15 protein-coding genes and 1 pseudogene are annotated in these 17323 nt (G+C 71.8%); 9 read left to right on the top strand and 7 right to left on the bottom strand.

Annotation, left to right across the window (positions count from 1 at the left end; genetic code table 11):
• Positions 1-23: 23 nt before the first annotated feature.
• Both IE195_RS08970 and ddaH read right to left on the bottom strand, forming a co-directional pair.
• Positions 24-647: a TetR/AcrR family transcriptional regulator gene (locus IE195_RS08970; RefSeq protein WP_191269536.1), complete on the bottom strand. Its 624-nt coding sequence runs from the start codon at positions 645-647 to the stop codon at positions 24-26.
• A 206-nt stretch (positions 648-853) separates the two neighbouring features.
• The gene (gene ddaH, locus IE195_RS08965; RefSeq protein WP_191269534.1) at positions 854-1690 is read right to left on the bottom strand and encodes a dimethylargininase; all 837 of its coding nucleotides are present in this window, start codon (positions 1688-1690) and stop codon (positions 854-856) included.
• Positions 1691-2129: 439 nt separating this feature from the next.
• On the opposite strand from ddaH, the gene IE195_RS08960 reads away from it, so the two are divergent.
• Positions 2130-3224, top strand: a complete 1095-nt coding sequence (locus IE195_RS08960; protein WP_191269532.1) for a Zn-dependent alcohol dehydrogenase — start codon at positions 2130-2132, stop codon at positions 3222-3224.
• A gap of 97 nt (positions 3225-3321) precedes the next feature.
• Here IE195_RS08960 and IE195_RS08955 read toward each other — a convergent pair whose 3' ends face one another.
• A complete protein-coding gene (locus IE195_RS08955) occupies positions 3322-4173 on the bottom strand; it encodes a hypothetical protein (RefSeq protein ID WP_191269530.1) in 852 nt (283 codons plus the stop codon).
• 233 nt (positions 4174-4406) lie between these two features.
• Here IE195_RS08955 and IE195_RS08950 point away from each other — a divergent pair, with 233 nt between their 5' ends.
• The gene (locus tag IE195_RS08950) at positions 4407-6071 is read left to right on the top strand and encodes an FAD-binding dehydrogenase (protein WP_191269527.1); all 1665 of its coding nucleotides are present in this window, start codon (positions 4407-4409) and stop codon (positions 6069-6071) included.
• Between the two features lie 153 nt (positions 6072-6224).
• Positions 6225-6521 (top strand): annotated as a pseudogene (locus IE195_RS08945) (Uma2 family endonuclease); the annotation flags it as partial.
• A 75-nt stretch (positions 6522-6596) separates the two neighbouring features.
• Here IE195_RS08945 and IE195_RS08940 read toward each other — a convergent pair.
• Together IE195_RS08940 and IE195_RS08935 are read right to left on the bottom strand one after the other, a co-directional pair.
• Positions 6597-6827 (bottom strand): type II toxin-antitoxin system antitoxin, encoded by a 231-nt coding sequence (locus IE195_RS08940; protein ID WP_191269525.1) that lies wholly within the window; start codon positions 6825-6827, stop codon positions 6597-6599.
• Between the two features lie 16 nt (positions 6828-6843).
• Positions 6844-7752: an SPFH domain-containing protein gene (locus tag IE195_RS08935; RefSeq protein WP_191269523.1), complete on the bottom strand. Its 909-nt coding sequence runs from the start codon at positions 7750-7752 to the stop codon at positions 6844-6846.
• Positions 7753-7873: 121 nt separating this feature from the next.
• Here IE195_RS08935 and IE195_RS08930 point away from each other — a divergent pair, with 121 nt between their 5' ends.
• Together IE195_RS08930 and IE195_RS08925 are read left to right on the top strand one after the other, a co-directional pair.
• Positions 7874-8371: a PH domain-containing protein gene (locus IE195_RS08930; protein WP_191269521.1), complete on the top strand. Its 498-nt coding sequence runs from the start codon at positions 7874-7876 to the stop codon at positions 8369-8371.
• Complete coding sequence (locus IE195_RS08925; RefSeq protein WP_191269511.1) at positions 8368-10170, top strand: PH domain-containing protein; 1803 nt, start codon at positions 8368-8370, stop codon at positions 10168-10170. The genes IE195_RS08930 and IE195_RS08925 overlap by 4 nt, the downstream gene beginning before the upstream one ends.
• A gap of 107 nt (positions 10171-10277) precedes the next feature.
• Here IE195_RS08925 and IE195_RS08920 read toward each other — a convergent pair whose 3' ends face one another.
• Positions 10278-10682, bottom strand: coding sequence for an STAS domain-containing protein (locus IE195_RS08920; protein WP_191269502.1), 405 nt, complete (start codon positions 10680-10682; stop codon positions 10278-10280).
• A gap of 404 nt (positions 10683-11086) precedes the next feature.
• On the opposite strand from IE195_RS08920, the gene IE195_RS08915 reads away from it, so the two are divergent.
• The 3 genes from IE195_RS08915 to IE195_RS08905 all read left to right on the top strand — a co-directional run bounded on the left by IE195_RS08915 (position 11087) and on the right by IE195_RS08905 (position 13594).
• Complete coding sequence (locus tag IE195_RS08915; protein ID WP_191269500.1) at positions 11087-11623, top strand: NUDIX hydrolase family protein; 537 nt, start codon at positions 11087-11089, stop codon at positions 11621-11623.
• A 207-nt stretch (positions 11624-11830) separates the two neighbouring features.
• Positions 11831-12517: a nucleoside/nucleotide kinase family protein gene (locus IE195_RS08910; RefSeq protein ID WP_191269498.1), complete on the top strand. Its 687-nt coding sequence runs from the start codon at positions 11831-11833 to the stop codon at positions 12515-12517.
• Positions 12518-12715: 198 nt separating this feature from the next.
• A complete protein-coding gene (locus IE195_RS08905) occupies positions 12716-13594 on the top strand; it encodes a hypothetical protein (RefSeq protein WP_191269496.1) in 879 nt (292 codons plus the stop codon).
• Here the strand turns inward: IE195_RS08905 and IE195_RS08900 are convergent.
• On the bottom strand, positions 13539-14801 hold the full coding sequence (locus IE195_RS08900; protein ID WP_191269493.1) for an NAD(P)/FAD-dependent oxidoreductase: 1263 nt from the start codon (positions 14799-14801) through the stop codon (positions 13539-13541). The two genes, IE195_RS08905 and IE195_RS08900, sit on opposite strands and share 56 nt — an antisense overlap.
• Positions 14802-15478: 677 nt before the next feature.
• Between IE195_RS08900 and IE195_RS08895 the strand changes: the two genes are divergently transcribed.
• Positions 15479-17251 carry a sensor histidine kinase gene (locus IE195_RS08895; RefSeq protein WP_191269491.1) on the top strand — a complete coding sequence of 591 codons (1773 nt, stop codon included), beginning with the start codon at positions 15479-15481 and terminating at the stop codon, positions 17249-17251.
• Positions 17252-17323 lie beyond the last annotated feature (72 nt).

The raw sequence follows: 17323 nt of genomic DNA, 5'->3' as shown, positions 1-17323 counted from the left end.
CCCCGGCGCCGCCCCGGAAGGGCTCAGACCCCGGCGGGCCTGCGGGACCGCAGATGGGACCAGGTGAGTTCGGTGACGTGCCCGGCCATGGCGTCGGGGGTCTCGTCGGGGTGGTCCAACAACCAGTCCGCGAAGGCGTCGGCGGTGCTCACCGCGACACGGGCCAGCAGTTGGGCGTCCCGGGGCGCGAGGGCCTCGTAGTCGCCCCGGGTACAGGCCGTGATCAGCTCGGCGACCTCAGCGGTGACACGGTCGCGCACCCGGATGGTCTCACCCTCGAAGGGTGCGCCCTGCACGGCCGCCCTCCGGTAGAGAACGGTCCAGCTCTCCCGATGGGCCACCACGAAGGTGAAGAAGGCCTGCATCCCCCGGCGCAGCGGGTCATCACCCGGAAGCGCCGACGGATCGTGCACGGCATCCCGGACCGCGTCGATGAGCCGTTCCATCTCCCGACGCACACAGGCGGTGAAAATCCCTTCCTTGGAACCGAGGTAGTGGTAGACGGTCGGCTTGGACGTTCCGGCCGCCTGCGCGATCTCCTCCACGCTGACCGTGTGGTAATCGCCGCGGGAGAACGCGAGGACGGCGGCGTCGATCAGCTGCTGTTCCCTGACACGACGCGGGAGTCTGCGCTGTTTGGTCTTCACGGAAACGACCCTATGGGGCTCGGGGACTTTCACCAGGGACCGAGGACACGAGTTCTACCGGCCGCCGTGCGCGTTTGTCCGCGGCAGCGGTTGTGACCTGTGGCTACCATTCCCGCCCCGGAACGGGTACGTGTCCTTTCCCACACCGGAGGAGGTTTGCGCGGGCGGATACCGCACGGGGGTGCGTGGGATCCGCCCGCGTACTGTCACACGGGTGAGCCCCTCAGCTCGAGGGTGCAGCACTTGGCCCCGCCGCCCGCCTTGCGCAGTTCGTCGAGCTCCACCGGGTGGACGGCCAGGCCCAGTGCGCGCAGTCGGCCTGCGAGTCCGGCCGCCTCGGCGGCGAGGACGACGTTGCGGCCGTCGCAGACCGCGTTGAGGCCGAGCACCGCAGCGTCCTCCTCGGTGGCCAGGAGTGCGTCGGGGTAGAGGGAGCGCAGCACCCGGCGGCTTCCCTCGGAGAAGGCCCCGGGGTAGTAGGCGACCTGGTTCCCGGAGAGCGCGAACAGTGCGGTGTCCAGGTGGTAGAAGCGCGGGTCGACCAGTTGCAGGGTGACGACCGGGCGCCCCAGGAGGCGTTCGGCCTCCTGGTGGGCCGCGGCCTCCGTGCGAAAGCCCGTGGCGGCGAGGATCACGTCGTCGAGGGTGATGAAGTCGCCCTCGCCCTCGTTGACGTGTTTGGGGTCCAGGACCTCGGTGTAACCGGCCTTGCGGAACCAGTCCAGGTAGGCAGGCCCCTCCGGGGTGCGTTCGGCGCTGGCGAACCGGGCACCGTAGACGCGCCCTTCCACGACCAGCGCCCCGTTGGCCGCGAAGACCATGTCGGGCAGTCCTTCGATCGGCGCGATCTCGCTGACCCGGTGGCCCAGGGACAGGTAGAGGTCCCGGAGCCCCGCCCACTGGCGGATCGCGCGTTCGCGGTCAACGCCCGCGGCCGGGTCCATCCAGGGGTTGATCGCGTATTCCACCGCGAAGTAGGTGGGACGGCACATCAGATAGTGCCGCGGCGTCGCCGCGGGCGCCGAACCGACGGGTCGAACCATGGAACCTCCCCGTTGAGGTGCGCCGGAAGCCGAACGGCCCGTGGTGGTACAGGCATTTACCACCACGGTTTCCAGGCGGATAAAAGTGGGATACCCGCGCGGAAGGCCCGCCAATATAGGCTTTTCCATAAAGTGGGCCCGCCCCGGGCGGAGGGAGGCAGACGAAAAAGGGTGCGCGGGAACGGTTCACCGGTGCGCTCCGCGGGAGCCTTCGCCGACAGGCCGGCCGGGCGTATCGGGGTCCGGCGGAGGCCGGAGAGGTCCGGGCGCTCGTCCGGGCGGGGTCGTCGCTGGTCCGCAGCCCGGCGCCCCTCTGATCCGGGCCCGCGGCGCGGGCCCGGATCCACCTCCCCGGACCGGTGGTCCGGCAACCCCGCACTACCAACCGACCGGACGGTATTGCTAGGGTCGCGGCAGTTCCGCGATTGGAGACCTCCTCATGAGTACGACCGTCAAGGCAGCCGTCTTCCACGAGACCGACGCACCCCCCGAGATCCGCGAGGTCGTCCTGCCCGACCCCGGTCCGGGCGAGGTGAGGGTGCGAATGGTCGCGGCGGGCGTGTGCCACTCCGACCTCTCCCTGGCCAACGGAACCCTCGCCCAGCCCTGGCCCGCGGTCCTGGGCCACGAGGGAACGGGTACCGTCGAGGCGATCGGCCCCGGCGTCACCGAGTTCTCGCCCGGCCAACAGGTCATCCTGAACTGGGCGCCGCCCTGCCGTGCGTGCTGGTTCTGCGAGCAGGGCGAACCCTACCTGTGCGAGCACGCCCTCGACCGGATGCTCTCCCCCTACGCCGAACTCACCGACGGCACCCCGGTCCACCCGGGGCTGAACACCGGCGCCTTCGCCGAGGCCACGATCGTTCCGATCAGTGCGCTCGTCCCGCTGCCGGACGGGATCGACCTGGCGGTCGCGGCGATGCTGGGCTGCGCGGCGATCACCGGTTGGGGCGCCGTCAACAACGCCGCCAAGCTGCGGGCGGGCCAGTCCGCTCTGGTGCTGGGGCTGGGCGGGGTGGGCCTGTCCCTCCTCCAGGCCGCCCGGATGGCGGGGGCCGACCCGCTGATCGCGGTCGACGTCTCCGCGGAGAAGGAGGAGCTGGCCCGTTCCCTGGGCGCCACCGAGTTCCTGGTCTCCGACCCGAAGGTACACAGGTCGGTGCGCAAGCTGACCGACGGGCGGGGGGTCGACCACGCCTTCGAGGTGGTCGGCAAGGCCCAGGTGGTGCGTACCGCGTGGAACTCGTCCCGCCGGGGCGGCACCGTGACGGTGGTGGGGTTGGGCTCGAAGAAGGACGAGGTCTCCTTCAACTCCCTGGAGCTGTTCCACCAGGCACGCACGCTCCAGGGGTGCGTCTACGGCTCCAGTGACCCGGCCCGGGACATCCCGGTGCTCGCCGAGACGGTCCGCGCGGGAGAGCTGAAGCTCGCCGCGATGATCACCGACGAGATCTCGCTGGAGGGCGTCCCCGAGGCGTTCGAGCGCATGCGCCAGGGCAAGGGCGGCAGGTCACTGGTGCGCTTCGGCGCCTGAGCCGACACCCCGGGCAAGGACGCACACACGAGGCCCCCCGGAACGCAGGACGCTCCGGAAGGGGCCTCGACGTGCGTCCCCGCGCCGGGGAGCGAACTCAGCGGCCGGGCCGCTCGACCGGGTTGCCGTCGGCGTCGAGCACGGTCACCTCGAGCGGCGGCAGCGGCCGGGAGACCCGTGGGACCGGCATACCCGTCATGGCGCGCTGCGCCCCCAGCATGACCGCTCCGTAGGAGCCCCAGACCAGGAGCGGGACCAGCAGCGAACCGGGGAGCACCGTCGCGTAGAGGAACAGCCCCAGGGCGGCCAGGCAGGCCGCCACCAGGATCTCGTACCCGTCATGCCCCACGTACTGCCAGCCGCCCAGCAGGCCGAGGACGACGACGGCCAGCATCGGCTCGGTGAGCGTCGCCAGCAGCGGGAAGAGGACCACGTACACCACGAGGACCTGGGAGAACACGTTCAGGGCGAAGACCAGGGCCCGTACCCGGTGTTCGCGCAGGTCCCCGGGGAGCAGCAGGAACTGGTCGCGGTCGGTTCCGGCCGGCACCACGCCCGAGCGCAGGTACCGCAGCACCCGCAGGTTCGCCCTGACCAGCACGGCGAGGAAGTACGCGAACCCCGCGGCGAAGCCCGCCGCCAGGAGCACCAGCCCGGGAGAGCCCCTGTCGGTGAAGGCGAGCGGAGCCAGACCGATGTCTGCCGGGGTCACCGCCGCGGCCGTCCCGACGAAGGCCATCACCAGCAGGACCTCCGTGAGGACGCACCAGCCGGCCAGGCGCAGCGCCGTGCGGTACGCCTTCGCGCGTTCGTCCGCGAGGAGCAGCTCCTGGAAGCGGGAGTTCCACGACCGCAGCAGCGGAGGCGCGAACACCTGGTAGAGGAGGAGGGCCAGGCCGATCCAGGCGGCCGCCGGACCGAGGTCGAGGGTCGGGGGATGAAAGTACACGGGGGACTCTTTCTCGGAGGAACACACTGTGACCTGCGATGACCGTGGGGAGCGGGGCCACGGGGGCGCAGCAGCGCGATTCTGTCCGATCCGCACTTTTTTGTCACACCCTGACAAACGATGTGGCGCGCGACACACACTGCTCTTGCCGTCGGCGGCACGCGGGTGCACAGTCGTCACCATCGCGCACACCGTGCCCGCGCCGGGCGCGGACGACCCCCGAGGAGAACCGCATGGGTACCGGAGTCGACCAGGCCGACGCCATCGTCGTCGGCGCAGGGCTGGCCGGACTGGCAGCGGCGGCGGAACTGGCCGACGCGGGCAGACGGGTGATCCTGCTGGACCAGGAACCCGAGCAGTCCCTGGGCGGACAGGCGTTCTGGTCCTTCGGCGGGCTGTTCTTCGTCGACTCGCCCGAACAGCGCCGCATGGGCATCAGGGACTCCAGGGAACTGGCCCTCCAGGACTGGATGGGCACCGCCGCCTTCGACCGCCCCGAGGACGAGTGGCCGCGCAGGTGGGCCGAGGCCTACGTGGACTTCGCCGCCGGGGAGAAGTACTCCTGGCTGCGCCAGCAGGGCCTCAGGCTCTTCCCCATCGTGGGCTGGGCCGAGCGCGGCGGCTACCTCGCCGACGGGCACGGCAACTCCGTGCCCCGCTTCCACATCACCTGGGGAACCGGCCCCGGCGTGGTCGAGCCCTTCGAGCGCCGGGTCCGCGCCGCGGCCGAGCGCGGCCGGGTCTCCCTGCGCTTCCGGCACCGGGTGGACGAGCTCGTCGTGACCGACGGCACGGTCACCGGGGTGCGCGGCACGGTGCTGGCGCCGAGCGACATCGAACGGGGACAGGCCAGCAACCGGGACGCCTCGGGCGAGTTCGAGGTCGGCGCGCAGACCGTCATCGTGACCTCCGGCGGCATCGGCGCCAACCACGACCTGGTGCGCCGGAACTGGCCCGAACGGCTGGGCACCGCGCCCGAGCACATGCTCTCGGGTGTGCCAGCCCACGTGGACGGCCGGATGCTCGGCATCACCGAGAGGGCCGGCGGCGAGGTCATCAACCGCGACCGGATGTGGCACTACACCGAGGGCATCCAGAACTGGGACCCGATCTGGGCGAGGCACGGCATCCGGATCCTGCCCGGCCCCTCGTCCCTGTGGCTGGACGCGACCGGCAAACGGCTGCCCGCCCCGTACTTCCCGGGCTTCGACACCCTGGGGACCCTGGACCACATCATGAGGAGCGGACACGAGTACACGTGGTTCGTGCTCTCGCAGAAGATCATCGAGAAGGAGTTCGGCCTCTCCGGCTCCGAGCAGAACCCCGACCTGACCGGCAAGGACCTCAAGCTGGTCCTCCAGCGGGTGCTGCCCGGCGCCCCCGGGCCGGTGGAGGCCTTCAAGCAGCACGGGGCCGACTTCGTGGTCGCGGACAGGCTGCCCGAACTGATCCGCAGGATGAAGGAGATCTCCGGAGACGACGCGCTCGACGCCGACACCGTGACCCGCGAGGTGGTGGCCCGCGACCGGGAGATGGCCAACACCTTCACCAAGGACCTCCAGGTCATGGCGATCCACGGGGCCCGCAACTACAGGGGCGACCGGATCGCCCGGGTGGCGGCCCCGCACCAGATCCTCGACCCGAAGTCGGGCCCGCTGATCGCGGTGCGCCTGCACATCCTGACCCGCAAGACGCTGGGCGGCCTGCACACCGACCTGGACGCGCGGGTGCTGCGCGCCGACGGCACCCCGCTGCCCGGGTTGTACGCGGCCGGCGAGGTCGCCGGGTTCGGCGGCGGCGGCGTGCACGGCTACCGCTCCCTGGAGGGCACCTTCCTGGGCGGCTGCATCTTCTCCGGCCGGACCGCGGGCCGGGCCGCCGCGGCCGCTCTGGGTTAGGGCTGACGGGGGCGGGGGCGCGCCCCCGCCCCCGTCGGTCACGGGCATCCCGGGAAGGCGAATGATGTGGGCACTTACTCGCGAATTTCGTCATTCCGACCCGCGCGCCCCGGAGCCCCGACACGCTGGTCTCCATGCGATCGAGGAGGCAGGATGAGTGTCATGACTACCGGTAAGACGGACCTGGAACCGGCACCGCTCACCGTGGACGACCTGCAACGCACGCCGGACGACGGACGGCGCTACGAGCTGGTCGACGGGAGGCTTGACGTGTCCCCCGCACCCGTGTTCCTGTACAGCCGCGTCGAATCCCGCCTCAGCATTCACCTGGAAATCATGGCGCCGGTGGAGTGCGAGGTCGTCACCGGCCCCGGCATCAACTTCAACGCGGACAGGACCCATCACCGCATCCCGGACCTGGTGGTCATCAGCGCCGAGGATGCGGAGAGCGACGCGTAGGCCCCGCCACGACGGCGCGGAGCCGGGTGCCCCCTTCGGGTACCCGGCTCCTGCACGTTCTCGGGGTCATTCCTGCGCGCTTCCCGTCTCCCCGGGGTCGGGCCCGGTTCTGCGGGGTCTACCCCTGCGGGGGAGGTCCCCCGCCTCCTTGGGCATCCGCCCCGCCTCCTCCAGGGCACGGCGCAGGAGGAACTCGATCTGGGCGTTGGTACTGCGCAACTCGTGCCCGGCCCAGCGCGCGATCGCGTCGTGGACGGCGGGGTCGAGCCGCAGCAGTACCTTCTTGCGCTCGGGCACGGCACCTCACCCGGATCTACTGGTAGAGGGTCCCGGTGTTGACGACGGGACTGGCGGGGCGGTCCGAGCACAGCACCACGAGCAGGTTGCTGACCATGGCTGCCTTGCGCTCCTCGTCGAGGTCCACCACGTTCTCGTCCGCCAGGCGCTCCAGGGCTCGGTCGACCAGGCTGACGGCGCCCTCGACGATCTCGGCGCGGGCCGCGATCATGGCGCTGGCCTGCTGGCGCTGCAGCATGGCCTGGGCGATCTCGGGGGCGTAGGCCAGGTGGGTGAACCGGGACTCCACGATCTTCACGCCCGCCGCGTCGACCCGCTCGGCGACCTCCTTGGACAGCTGTTCGGTGATGGCGTCGGCGCTGTCGCGCAGTGAGGGAGCGGCCTCGTCGCCGTAGGAGTCGTAGGGGTACTTGCCCGCGATGTGTCGGACCGCGGCCTCGGTCTGGGTGGAGACGAACTGGATGAAGTCGTCCACCTCGAAGGAGGCCCGGGCGGTGTCCTCCACCTGCCAGACGACGACGGCCGCGATCTCGATCGGGCTGCCGGAGGCGTCGTTGACCTTCATGACGGAGGTCTCGTGGTTACGGATCCTGGTGGAGATCGCGTTGCGCACGGTCAGCGGGTTGACCCAGCGCAGACCGTCGGTGCGGATGGTTCCGACGTAGCGGCCGAAGAACTGGACGACCTGGGCCTCGTTGGGCGCGACCATGGTCAGCCCGATCGAGAGCACGAGACCGGCGGCGGCGATCACGACACCCACGGCGATCAGCGCTCCGGGAAATCCGATCAGCGGTAGGAGAGCGATCCCGCCGCCGCCGAGGAAGAGTACGACGGCCACCGCGAACACGGGGATCCCGCCGTAGCCGAAGGCCGCGCGTTCCCGGTACTGCGGTGCGGGTCTGGTGACACTGGGGGTGTCGCTCATCGGTTTTCCGCCCTCCTGGGCTGCAGCTCTTTCAGGTGATGACTTGAGCATAGCATTGTGATATCACTTTTAATAGGCACCCCGCCCCCGGGGCCACCGACCGAGAGGAGACGTCGACCCGATGAACACCGACGCCCCACGCCTGCGCCCGCCCAACCACCGTGTGGACCGACGCGCCGTCTGGTGGTGGACGACCCGGTCCCTCGCGGTGACGGTCGTCCTCACCGTCGTGCCCGTGGTGCCCGCGCTGATCTGGGAGCCGGTGCGTCCGTGGTTCCTGATCGCCGCCGGGATCCTGGGCGGGGTGGGGCTCCTGATCACCGTGGCGATGCCACAGTGGCGTTTCCGCGTCCACCGCTGGGAGATCACCGACACTGCCGTCTACACCTCCAGCGGGTGGCTCTGGCAGGAGTGGCGGGTCGCCCCGATGTCGCGCATCCAGACCGTCGACACCGCACGCGGACCACTGCAGCGGGTGTTCGGGCTGTCGAGCGTGACCGTGACGACCGCGTCCGCCGCCGGCCCCATCGAGATCAGCGGCCTGGACCACACGTTGGCGACCGAGGTCGCCGACCAGCTCACCGACAGCACCGAGGCGATCCCGGGGGACGCGACATGACCTCCCACGACGACCACCACCCGGACGGGGAACAGCACGACGAGGAACAGCATGAGGGAGAACAACACGGGGAGCTCCCGCAGGGGCAGAGCCGGGAACCCGGCCAGGACCAGGGCGAGGAGGTCCGGTGGGAGGGCCTGAGCACACTCAGCGTGTGGGCCAGCACCGTGGTCGTGGCACTGTTCATGGTGCCCGCCGCGATCGTCGGGACCGTCGTCCTGTTCGTCGTGGACGTCTCGAACCTGTGGGCGCTGCTGCCCCTGCCCGCGACCCTGGCCTTCATCGCCCTGATGACCTACCTCGACCTGCTCCGGCTCCGCGCCACCCGGTACCGGGTCACCCCCGAACGCATGGAGATGCGCTCGGGGATCATCGCCAAGGCCTACCGCTCCATCCCCCGTGAACGCGTGCGCAGCGTGGACGTGGCCGCACCGATCTACGTGCGGATCTTCGGCCTGTGCTCGGTGACCGTGGGGACCGGCGAGTCGGCCGGCGCGGGCGGCACCGACCAGCTCCAGCTGCTCTACGTCACGGCGGGACAGGGTGAGCGGCTGCGCCGCGAGCTCCTGCGCCGGGCCGCGCCGGCCACGGGCTCCCCGGACGGCGGGGAGGGCACCGGCGAGGAGGAGGCCGAGGACGACGGGACCGAACTGGTCCGGCTGAACCCGCGCTGGTTCGCCTACGCGCCCGCCACCACCGCGACCTTCGGCGTCGGGCTCGGTGTGATCGCCGCTCTGGTCGGCCTCAACGCGCAGACCGGCGGCCACGGCTGGCAGTGGATCTCCGAACAGGCCGGCCTGCCCAGCGCCCAGGAGATGTCCAGCTTCGTGATGGGCCGGCTGCTGGTGGTCCTACCCGTCACCCTGCTCGGTCTGCTGCTGTCCGGGGTGGTCGTCCTGGTCGCCACCGCGGTGGAGACCTGGTGGGACTACCGGCTCCTCCGCGAGCAGGACGGCACGGTGCGGCTGCGCCGGGGGCTGCTGACCAGTGTGTCCCTGTCGGTGGAGGGCCGTCGCCTCAACGGTGTGGTCCTGCACGAGCCGTTCGTGCTGCGCTCGGTGGGCGGGGCGTCCATCAGGGCGGTGGCGACGGGCCTGTCCGCGGGTGACGCGCAGAAGACCGAGGCCAAGAGCCGCCTGTCCCCCGCGATGCCGGTCAGGCGCGCCCGCGAGCTGGGCGCGGCCCTGATGCGCGAGCCCGACTCCGCCCTGGACGTGCCGTTGGCCCGGCACCCGAAGGCGGCACTGCGCCGCAGGTTCACCCGTGCCGCACTCGGCTCCGTGGCCGTCCTGGCTCTGGCCGGGGTGCTCGCGTGGGCGCAACAGCTCGCCACGGAGTCCTGGTGGAACGTCCTGCAGGAGACGGAGGCGGAGTTCATGCCGGTTCCGTTGATCTCCCCCAGCGCGGAGGCCGCCCCGGGCTGGGGATGGATCGCGGTGGCGCTGCTGGGCGTCGTGGTGGCGTTCTGGTACGCGGTCGGTTCCTACCGGGGCCTGGCCCACGGTCTGCACCCCAGGTACCTGGTGGTGCGCAAGGGTATGGCGGTCCGGGACACGGTCACCCTGGAGCGTTCGTCGGTGATCGGTTGGCGGGTCACGCGCTCACCGTTCCAGCGCAGGCTCGGCCTGGCCGACGTGTCGGCGACCACGGCGTCCGGAGAGGGGCTGTACACCGCCCAGGACGTGGGCCTGGGGCAGGGGCTGGCCTGGGCGGACGAGGCCGTTCCCGAACTCCTCGCGCCGTTCCTGGTCCGTGATCAGGGCTCCTCGGAGCCCGAGCGCCCCTCCGCCCTCCCCTAGGGGGTTCGCCGGCCCGCGGTCGGCGCCCCTCTTCCCCGGGGCGTCGGCCGGGCCGGTCGGTACGGGTCCGGCGCACGCCCGGGACGCGGGCCGGTCGGGAGGACCGGCTAGGGAACCGGCTTGTCGAAGATGGGTTCGCCGTCCACACGCAGGCCGCTGGTGTGGGTGAGCGCCATCTCCACCATGGGGTAGACCTCGAACAGGCGCCGCATGCCGAGGGCGTCCAGGACCCGTTCTGCGATGGGCGCCGGTTCGGCGAGGACCACGTGGCGCCCCTGCCGGGTCAGGACCTGGTAGACCGAGACCAGGGCGCGCACTCCGCTCGCGTCGAAGAAGCCGAGACCGGACATGTCCACGATCAGGCAGTCGCACCGGGACGCCTCCGCGGCCTGGAGCAACCGGTCACGCAGGTGGTCGGCGGTGGCCAGGTCCACTTCGCCGTGGACGCGCACCACCGTCGCTCCCGTACAGGGAAAACGTTCCTGGGCCGAGAACAGGGCATCCTTCGCCACTCGGGCCACCTCTCACCGGACGTAACCTTTCCACTACGCAACCGCGTACGAGATCGTAACCTCTCCAGGTAGGTTCCGGGAGGCCCTCCATGAGAAAAACCCTCGAATCCTCGCGGGTGTGGCCTCAAGGACACCTCGGCGTCACCCTCCTCGGCCTTCGACCGTGATCTCGCGCGGGCCCCGTCCGGGGCCCGCCCTCTTCTCTCGGACACTCCGGGAGAGGCACCCGCACCGTGCTTTCCGCGCGCCGGTGCGGTAGAAGCGGTACTTGGACACCCGTGTGACGGTCGGTGTGCCACCGCCCCCGACGGGGTACGGGGCCCGCCGCCCCCATGGACACGCAGAGAGCGAAGGGAGGGAGCGGCCCGTCCACTGCCCCGCGCAACGGGACGGCCGCGAACCCGATGACCGAAACCGCCGACACCCAGCCCGGCTGGTTCTCCTCCGCGGAGTTGGAGAGCGTCCGCGCCCGTATACCCGTGCTCTACGTCCAGGCGGTACCCGTCCGAGTGGACGAGGCCGGTTCGGTCACCCACGTGGGGCTGCTGATGCGGGCCGACCCCGACGGCACCTTCAACCGTTCGGTGGTCTCCGGGCGGGTGCTGTACCACGAGCGGGTCCGGGACGCGCTCCTGCGCCATCTGGAGAAGGACCTGGGACCGGTCGCCCTGCCCCGCATCCCCAGCTCCCCCCAGCCCTTCACCGTCGCCGAGTACTTCCCCACCCCGGGCGTGACGCCGTTCCACGACCCCCGCCAGCACGCTGTGGCCATGGCCTACGTCGTCCCGGTGAGCGGTGACTGCCAGCCCCGCCAGGACGCCCTGGACCTGGTGTGGTTCACCCCGGAGGAGGCCACCAGCCCGCAGGTGCGCGCGGAGATGCCCGGCGGTCAGGGCGTACTGGTCCGCCAGGCGCTCGCCTACGTCGGCCACGCCCCCTGACCGGACGCGTTCCCCGGCGGAGCACCCCCGCCGGGGGCACCGCGGACGTGCCCCCGGCTCCGGAACACCCGGGCCCGTACCCGCCCCGGGCGCGGGGCCGGGTGTTCCACGGGTCCCGCACCGCGTGTCCGGGCTCCGGGGCGCGTTTCGCGGACGCGTGCAACGCTCGCGACGGGCGGCGCCCGAACACGCCCTAGGCTGGAGACCATGCTCGAATCCCTCGTCGCCGACGCCCTCGCCCTGGTGCCGTCGGAGCGTTCCTGCGACGGTCCCGGGCGCGTGGTACTCGGACTGGCCGGCGCTCCCGCGGCCGGAAAGTCCACCCTGGCCCGTTACCTGGTGCGCGCGGTCGACGAGCGTTCGGAGCCGGGGACGGCCGGGTACCTGCCCATGGACGGGTTCCACCTGTCCAACGCCCAACTGGACCGGTTGGGCCGACGGAACCGCAAGGGCGCCCCCGACACCTTCGACGCACACGGCTACCTGGCGATGGTGCGACGGCTGCTGGCCGAGACCGACCACCCAGTCTACGTGCCCGACTACGACCGCAGGCTGCACGAGCCGATCGCCGCCCAGCACGTGGTCGAGCCGCACACCCGGCTGATCGTGACCGAGGGCAACTACCTGGCCAGCGACGAGAAGCCGTGGTCACGGGTCCGCGGCCTCCTGGGTGAGCTGTGGTACGTCGAGACCGAGGACCGGGTGCGCGAGCGGCGCCTGCGCCGACGCCAGATGGCGGGCGGCGCGAGCGCGAGAGCCGCCGAGGAGTGGGTCGAGCGCAGCGACCGGCCCAACGGGGAGTTCGTGAAGGGGTCCAGGGACAACTGCACCCGGATCGTCCGGGTCAGCGGGGTCCCCCGGCTCGGATCCGGGGACCGCTACTCCGCGCGCTGAACTCCGCGTGCCGTCCTTGTCAGGCATCGGACACGGGACGGGCCGGGGATCCTCCGAGGAGGGGCACCGCACCGCGGGAACGGAGAACCGTTCCCGCGCGACACGCGTCTACCCCCGTGACCCGGTTGTCGCCCACGGCCGACCCCGGGTCCACCCGTGTGCCCCCGACCGTACCGCCGGCCCCCGCAAGGAGTCTCCATGTCCCGTTCCCGCCCCGCCGATCACGCATGCTTCCCGACTGCTGGGAAGCTGCCCCTGGTGTTGGGCGCCGCCGCCGTGTCACTGACCCTGGTCGGCTGCTCCTACCTGCCCGAGAGCCTCGGCGGCTCCGCGGCGGAGGGCGGCGCGGAGGAGCACACGGAGGAGACCGGGCAGACGCAGGAGGCCCCGCACGACCCGGCCGACGCCGAGAGCAGCATCCGCACGGCGGTGGAGCACGTCGAGACCGCCGACGACTACGAGACCTTCGTCAGGCTGGAGCACGAGAGCGGCGACCCCTTCAAGGCCCGCGGGGGGAGGCAGCGGTACACCAGCACCCCCGAGGAGGTCGTGTACTCCCAGTTGGGCGGAGAGGGAATGTTGAACGCCGTGTACTACGCCAACTCCGAGCACACCCTGTGGGCGATCGGCGACGGCCTCCTCGCGGAGGCCGCCGAGCCCACCCCCGCCGACGAGTTCATGGCCGACTCCGCGGTGGGCGCCGCGGGCCTGTCCCAGATCCTGGCGACCTCCACGGACCTGGTCCACGGCGGCGAGGGCGAGGTCGAGGTCGACCTGGACTACCCGGCGAGGAACGAGGACGGTAGTCACGACTCGGCCCAGGAGACCCTTCCGGCCCACAGCTACAGGGGCACCTTCACCTCCACCGTCCCGGAGTTCGTCGCCTCGGGCGACGCCTACGCCCTCGAGCTGGCGGAGTACCCCGACTCCCCGTTCACCCTGTGGCTGGACGAGGAGGGGGCCCCGGTGCTGCTGGAGCACACCAGCGGCGAGTACACCCACTCGCGCATCTTCGTCAGTGTCAACGAGGGTCTGGAACTGACGATGCCCGCTCCCGGCGACCCCGCCAACCCGTGACGACGGCCGTGCGCCGGACCCCGTGACGCCTGGCGAAGCTCCGGGCGGTCCAGCGGGCCAGCGCCAGGTACTGGTCGGGCTGCCCCTGCCCGCCGTTCAACCCGCTGTAGGCGGAGGCGACGACGAACTCCTTGTACCGGGCGGCCAACCGCCCGGTGAGGACGAAGCGGACGGGGGAGTCGTCGCCGCGCACGAACTGGACGAGTCCGTCGCGGCGGCCCAGGCTCACGCACTGGAACAGGTAACCGTACGGCGGGAGTTCGGGGACGTGCCCGGCCACGTGCGCGGTGACCGCGTCCGCGGCGGTCCACCCCATGGGCAGGCCCATGGCGCAGGACATCCGCTGGGGTCGGCCGCCCACTCCGGGTGCGTGCGCGGCGTCTCCCACCACGTACACGTCGGGGTGGGAGACCGAGCGTTGGAAACCGTCGACCACGGCGCGACCGCGCCCGTCCACCGTGAGTCCGGCCGCGGCGGCCAGACCCGCGACCCCGAACCCCGCGTTCCAGACCACGAGCCGCGCCCCGACCCGGGAGCCGTCGGCCAACAGGAGGCCGTCAGCGTCCACCTCGGCCACACGGGCGTGTTCGCGGACACCGACCCCCAGCCTGCGCAGGGCCCGGCGGATGTGGGCGCGGCCGCGCGGACCGGCCCCGTCGGCGACCCGGCCACCGGTGACCAGTTCGACGCGCAGCCCGGGGCGGCTCTCGGCGAGTTCGGTGGCCACCTCGAGGCCGGTGAACCCGCCGCCGACCACGGCGACGGTTCGGGGCCCCTCCTCGCGTACCCGCCGTTCCAGGGCGCGGGCGGCCTCCAGCGAGGCCGTGTCGTGGGCGTGTTCGGCGACACCCGGCACCCCGTCCCGCGCGGCGTCGCTGCCGAGGGCGTAGACGAGCGTGTCGTAGCCCAGGTCGCGCTCCCCGTGCCCGGTACGCACCCGAACCGTGCGCCGTTCGGTGTCGAGGTCCTCGACCGCGCCGACGACCAGCTCGATCGCGGTGCCGTCGAGGGAGGCGGCCAGGGGATGCACACCGACGTCCTGACCGACGGCGACCTGATGGAGCCGGACGCGTTCGACGAAGCTGGGGGTTGCGTTGACCAGGGTGATGCGGGCGTCGAGCCGGTCTCGGCGGATGTTGCGGGCGGCCCGTCCGGCCGCGGCCAGGCCCGCGTAGCCCGCCCCGAGCACCAGGATCTCGTGTGTCATGGGTTCTCACCTCTCCTTTGGGCGTTCGATCCACCTGACGGAACGGACGCCCGCGAACGTGACACCGTCGCCGTGAGAGGGGACCGGGCACCCTCGCGGACCCGCGGGCCCCGCCGCGCGGAAGCAGGGTACGGAGCGCCCGCTCCGAACCGACCTGGGAGCTCCCATCCGCCCACGGACTCCACTGACCGCAGCTGCCCTGCTCCTCGCCCCCGCCTGCGGTGCCCCGGCCGCCGACCTCGACGAGTCCGGGACCACCAGCGCCGACGCCCCCGGCACCGTCCCGGCTGCTGACGACCTCAACGGTGACGGTTATGCCGACCTGCTGCCGGACACCGACGGCTGGCTTCCGAACGGCGTCACCACCGGCTACGCGCTGTACCGGGTCGGCCCCGAGGGACTCGGCCCGGAACCGGTGCAGTTCACCACGGGAGAGCTGTAGGCGTGCCGGGGCGCGGGAGTCGGCACGACCCGACCAGCGGACGGCTCCGGGGGTCGAAGGACCCGGGCAGGCGGGCCCTTCGGCTCTTGCCGACGGTGAAACGGCAGCTGGAAGAAGTGCCTGTTCAGGCCAGGTGATATGAGGCACGGACGGTCCCCGGAGGCGGCTGGGAGGCCGGGAGAACCGGCCCTAGACTCGGTTGCAGCCCTGAGACGACAGCCGGAAAGAGTCCCCCATGCGTGAGACAGACGGCGCCCCGAACAATCACCCCGGCCAGGACAGGCTGTCACTGCCCCAGGTGCGCCTGGACGACCTCCTCGACGAGGTCCGGTCGCGGATGAGCGAGATCTCCCAGACCCAGGAGCGCATCCGTACGCTTCTGGAGGCCGTCGTCTCCATCGGCGAGGGACTCGAACTGGAACCCCTGCTGCTGCGGATCACCGAGACCGCCACCCGCCTGGTGAAGGCGCGGTACGGGGCGCTGGGGGTGATCGGCCCCGACGGGAACATGAGCCGGTTCGTCCCCGTGGGCCTGGAACCGCACGAGATCGCCTGCATCGACCACTGGCCCAAGGGCGAGGGCATTCTCGGGCTGCTCATCAAGGAGCCCGAGCCCCTGCGCCTGAAGGACGTGCGCGACCACCCCGAGTCGCGCGGTTTCCCCGAGGGCCACCCGCCGATGCACACCTTCCTCGGGGTGCCCATCCGTATCCGCGACCAGGTCTTCGGCAACCTGTACATGACCGACAAGACCGACGGCGCGGAGTTCACCGGCGACGACGAGCTCCTGCTGCGGGCACTGGCCACGGCTGCGGGCACCGCCATCGAGAACGCACAGCTCTTCGCCCAGACCCAGAGCCGGGAGACCTGGCTGGACGCCTCCGGGCAGATCACCACGCGACTGCTGTCGGGCGCCGCACCCGAGGAGGTCCTGCGACTGGTCGCGCGGCGGGCCCGGGTGATGGCGCAGGCCGACATCGCCGTGATCGCCATGCCCGGTGAGGAGCCCGAGACGCTCACCGTGCGGGTGTGGGACGGCCCCGAGGACCAGTGCGAGTCCCTGGCCGCGGGGGCGCGGGGCGCCACCCTGACCCGGGCGGCCGACACCCTGCTCGGGCGGGTCTACCTGAGCGGAACCCCGGTGCGGACCGACGTGGCCGCGTTCGAGCACCTCGGGGTGGGTTTCCTGACCCGTATGGGGGTGGGCCCGGTGCTGGTGCTTCCCTTCGGCCCGCCCGACGGGGCCCGCGGTGTGCTGGTGCTCGGCCGGGACCGGGGGCGGGAGCCCTTCCAGAACGTCTGGCTGAGCATGCTGTCCTCGTTCGCCGACCAGGCCGCGGTCGCCCTGGAACTGGCCGAGGCCAGGCTGGACTCCGAACGGCTGAGCGTCCTGGAGGACCGCGACCGGATCGCCAGGGACCTGCACGACACGGTCATCCAGCGCCTGTACGCCACGGCCATCACCCTGATGGGCACCGTGCGGCGGATCGACGACTCCACCTCGGCCAAACGCGTGCAGGGCGCCGTCGACGACCTGGACGACACCATCAGACAGATCCGGTCCACGATCTTCGCCCTGCAGAGCTCCGCCGAGGACGACTCCTCGTGGCTGCGCTCCCAGGTGTCGGAGGTGGTCAACACCGCCGCCCAGACCCTGGGGTTCGCGCCGCGCCTGCTCACCCAGGGCCCCGTCGACAACTCGGTGGACGAGCGGGCGGGCGAACACCTCGTCGCCGTGCTGCGCGAACTGCTGTCCAACGCCGCCCGCCACTCCGGGGCCACCTCGGTGGACGTGGAGGTCTCGGTCGGCGACGGCTCCGTGGTCCTGCGGGTGTCCGACAACGGTCGCGGCGTCCCGGAGGGTGTGGCCCGCAGCGGGCTGCGCAACACCGCCTCCCGCGCCGAGGAGCTGGGCGGGACCATGGCGGTGGCGACCGGCCCGGGGCGGGGCACCGCGGTCGAGTGGTCGGTGCCGGCACGCTACTCCGCCGGGGCCGATCCGGTGTAGCCCCCGGACCTTCCCTCGCGCACGGGAGGAGGGCCGCGTGTGGTGCCCGGGGCGCTCTGGCGCCGGGGCGGG

The organism is Nocardiopsis terrae, from assembly GCF_014651695.1.
Lineage (GTDB): Bacteria > Actinomycetota > Actinomycetes > Streptosporangiales > Streptosporangiaceae > Nocardiopsis > Nocardiopsis terrae.
Note: the sequence above shows the minus strand (reverse complement) of the source record. Positions and strands in the feature narration are given on the sequence as shown.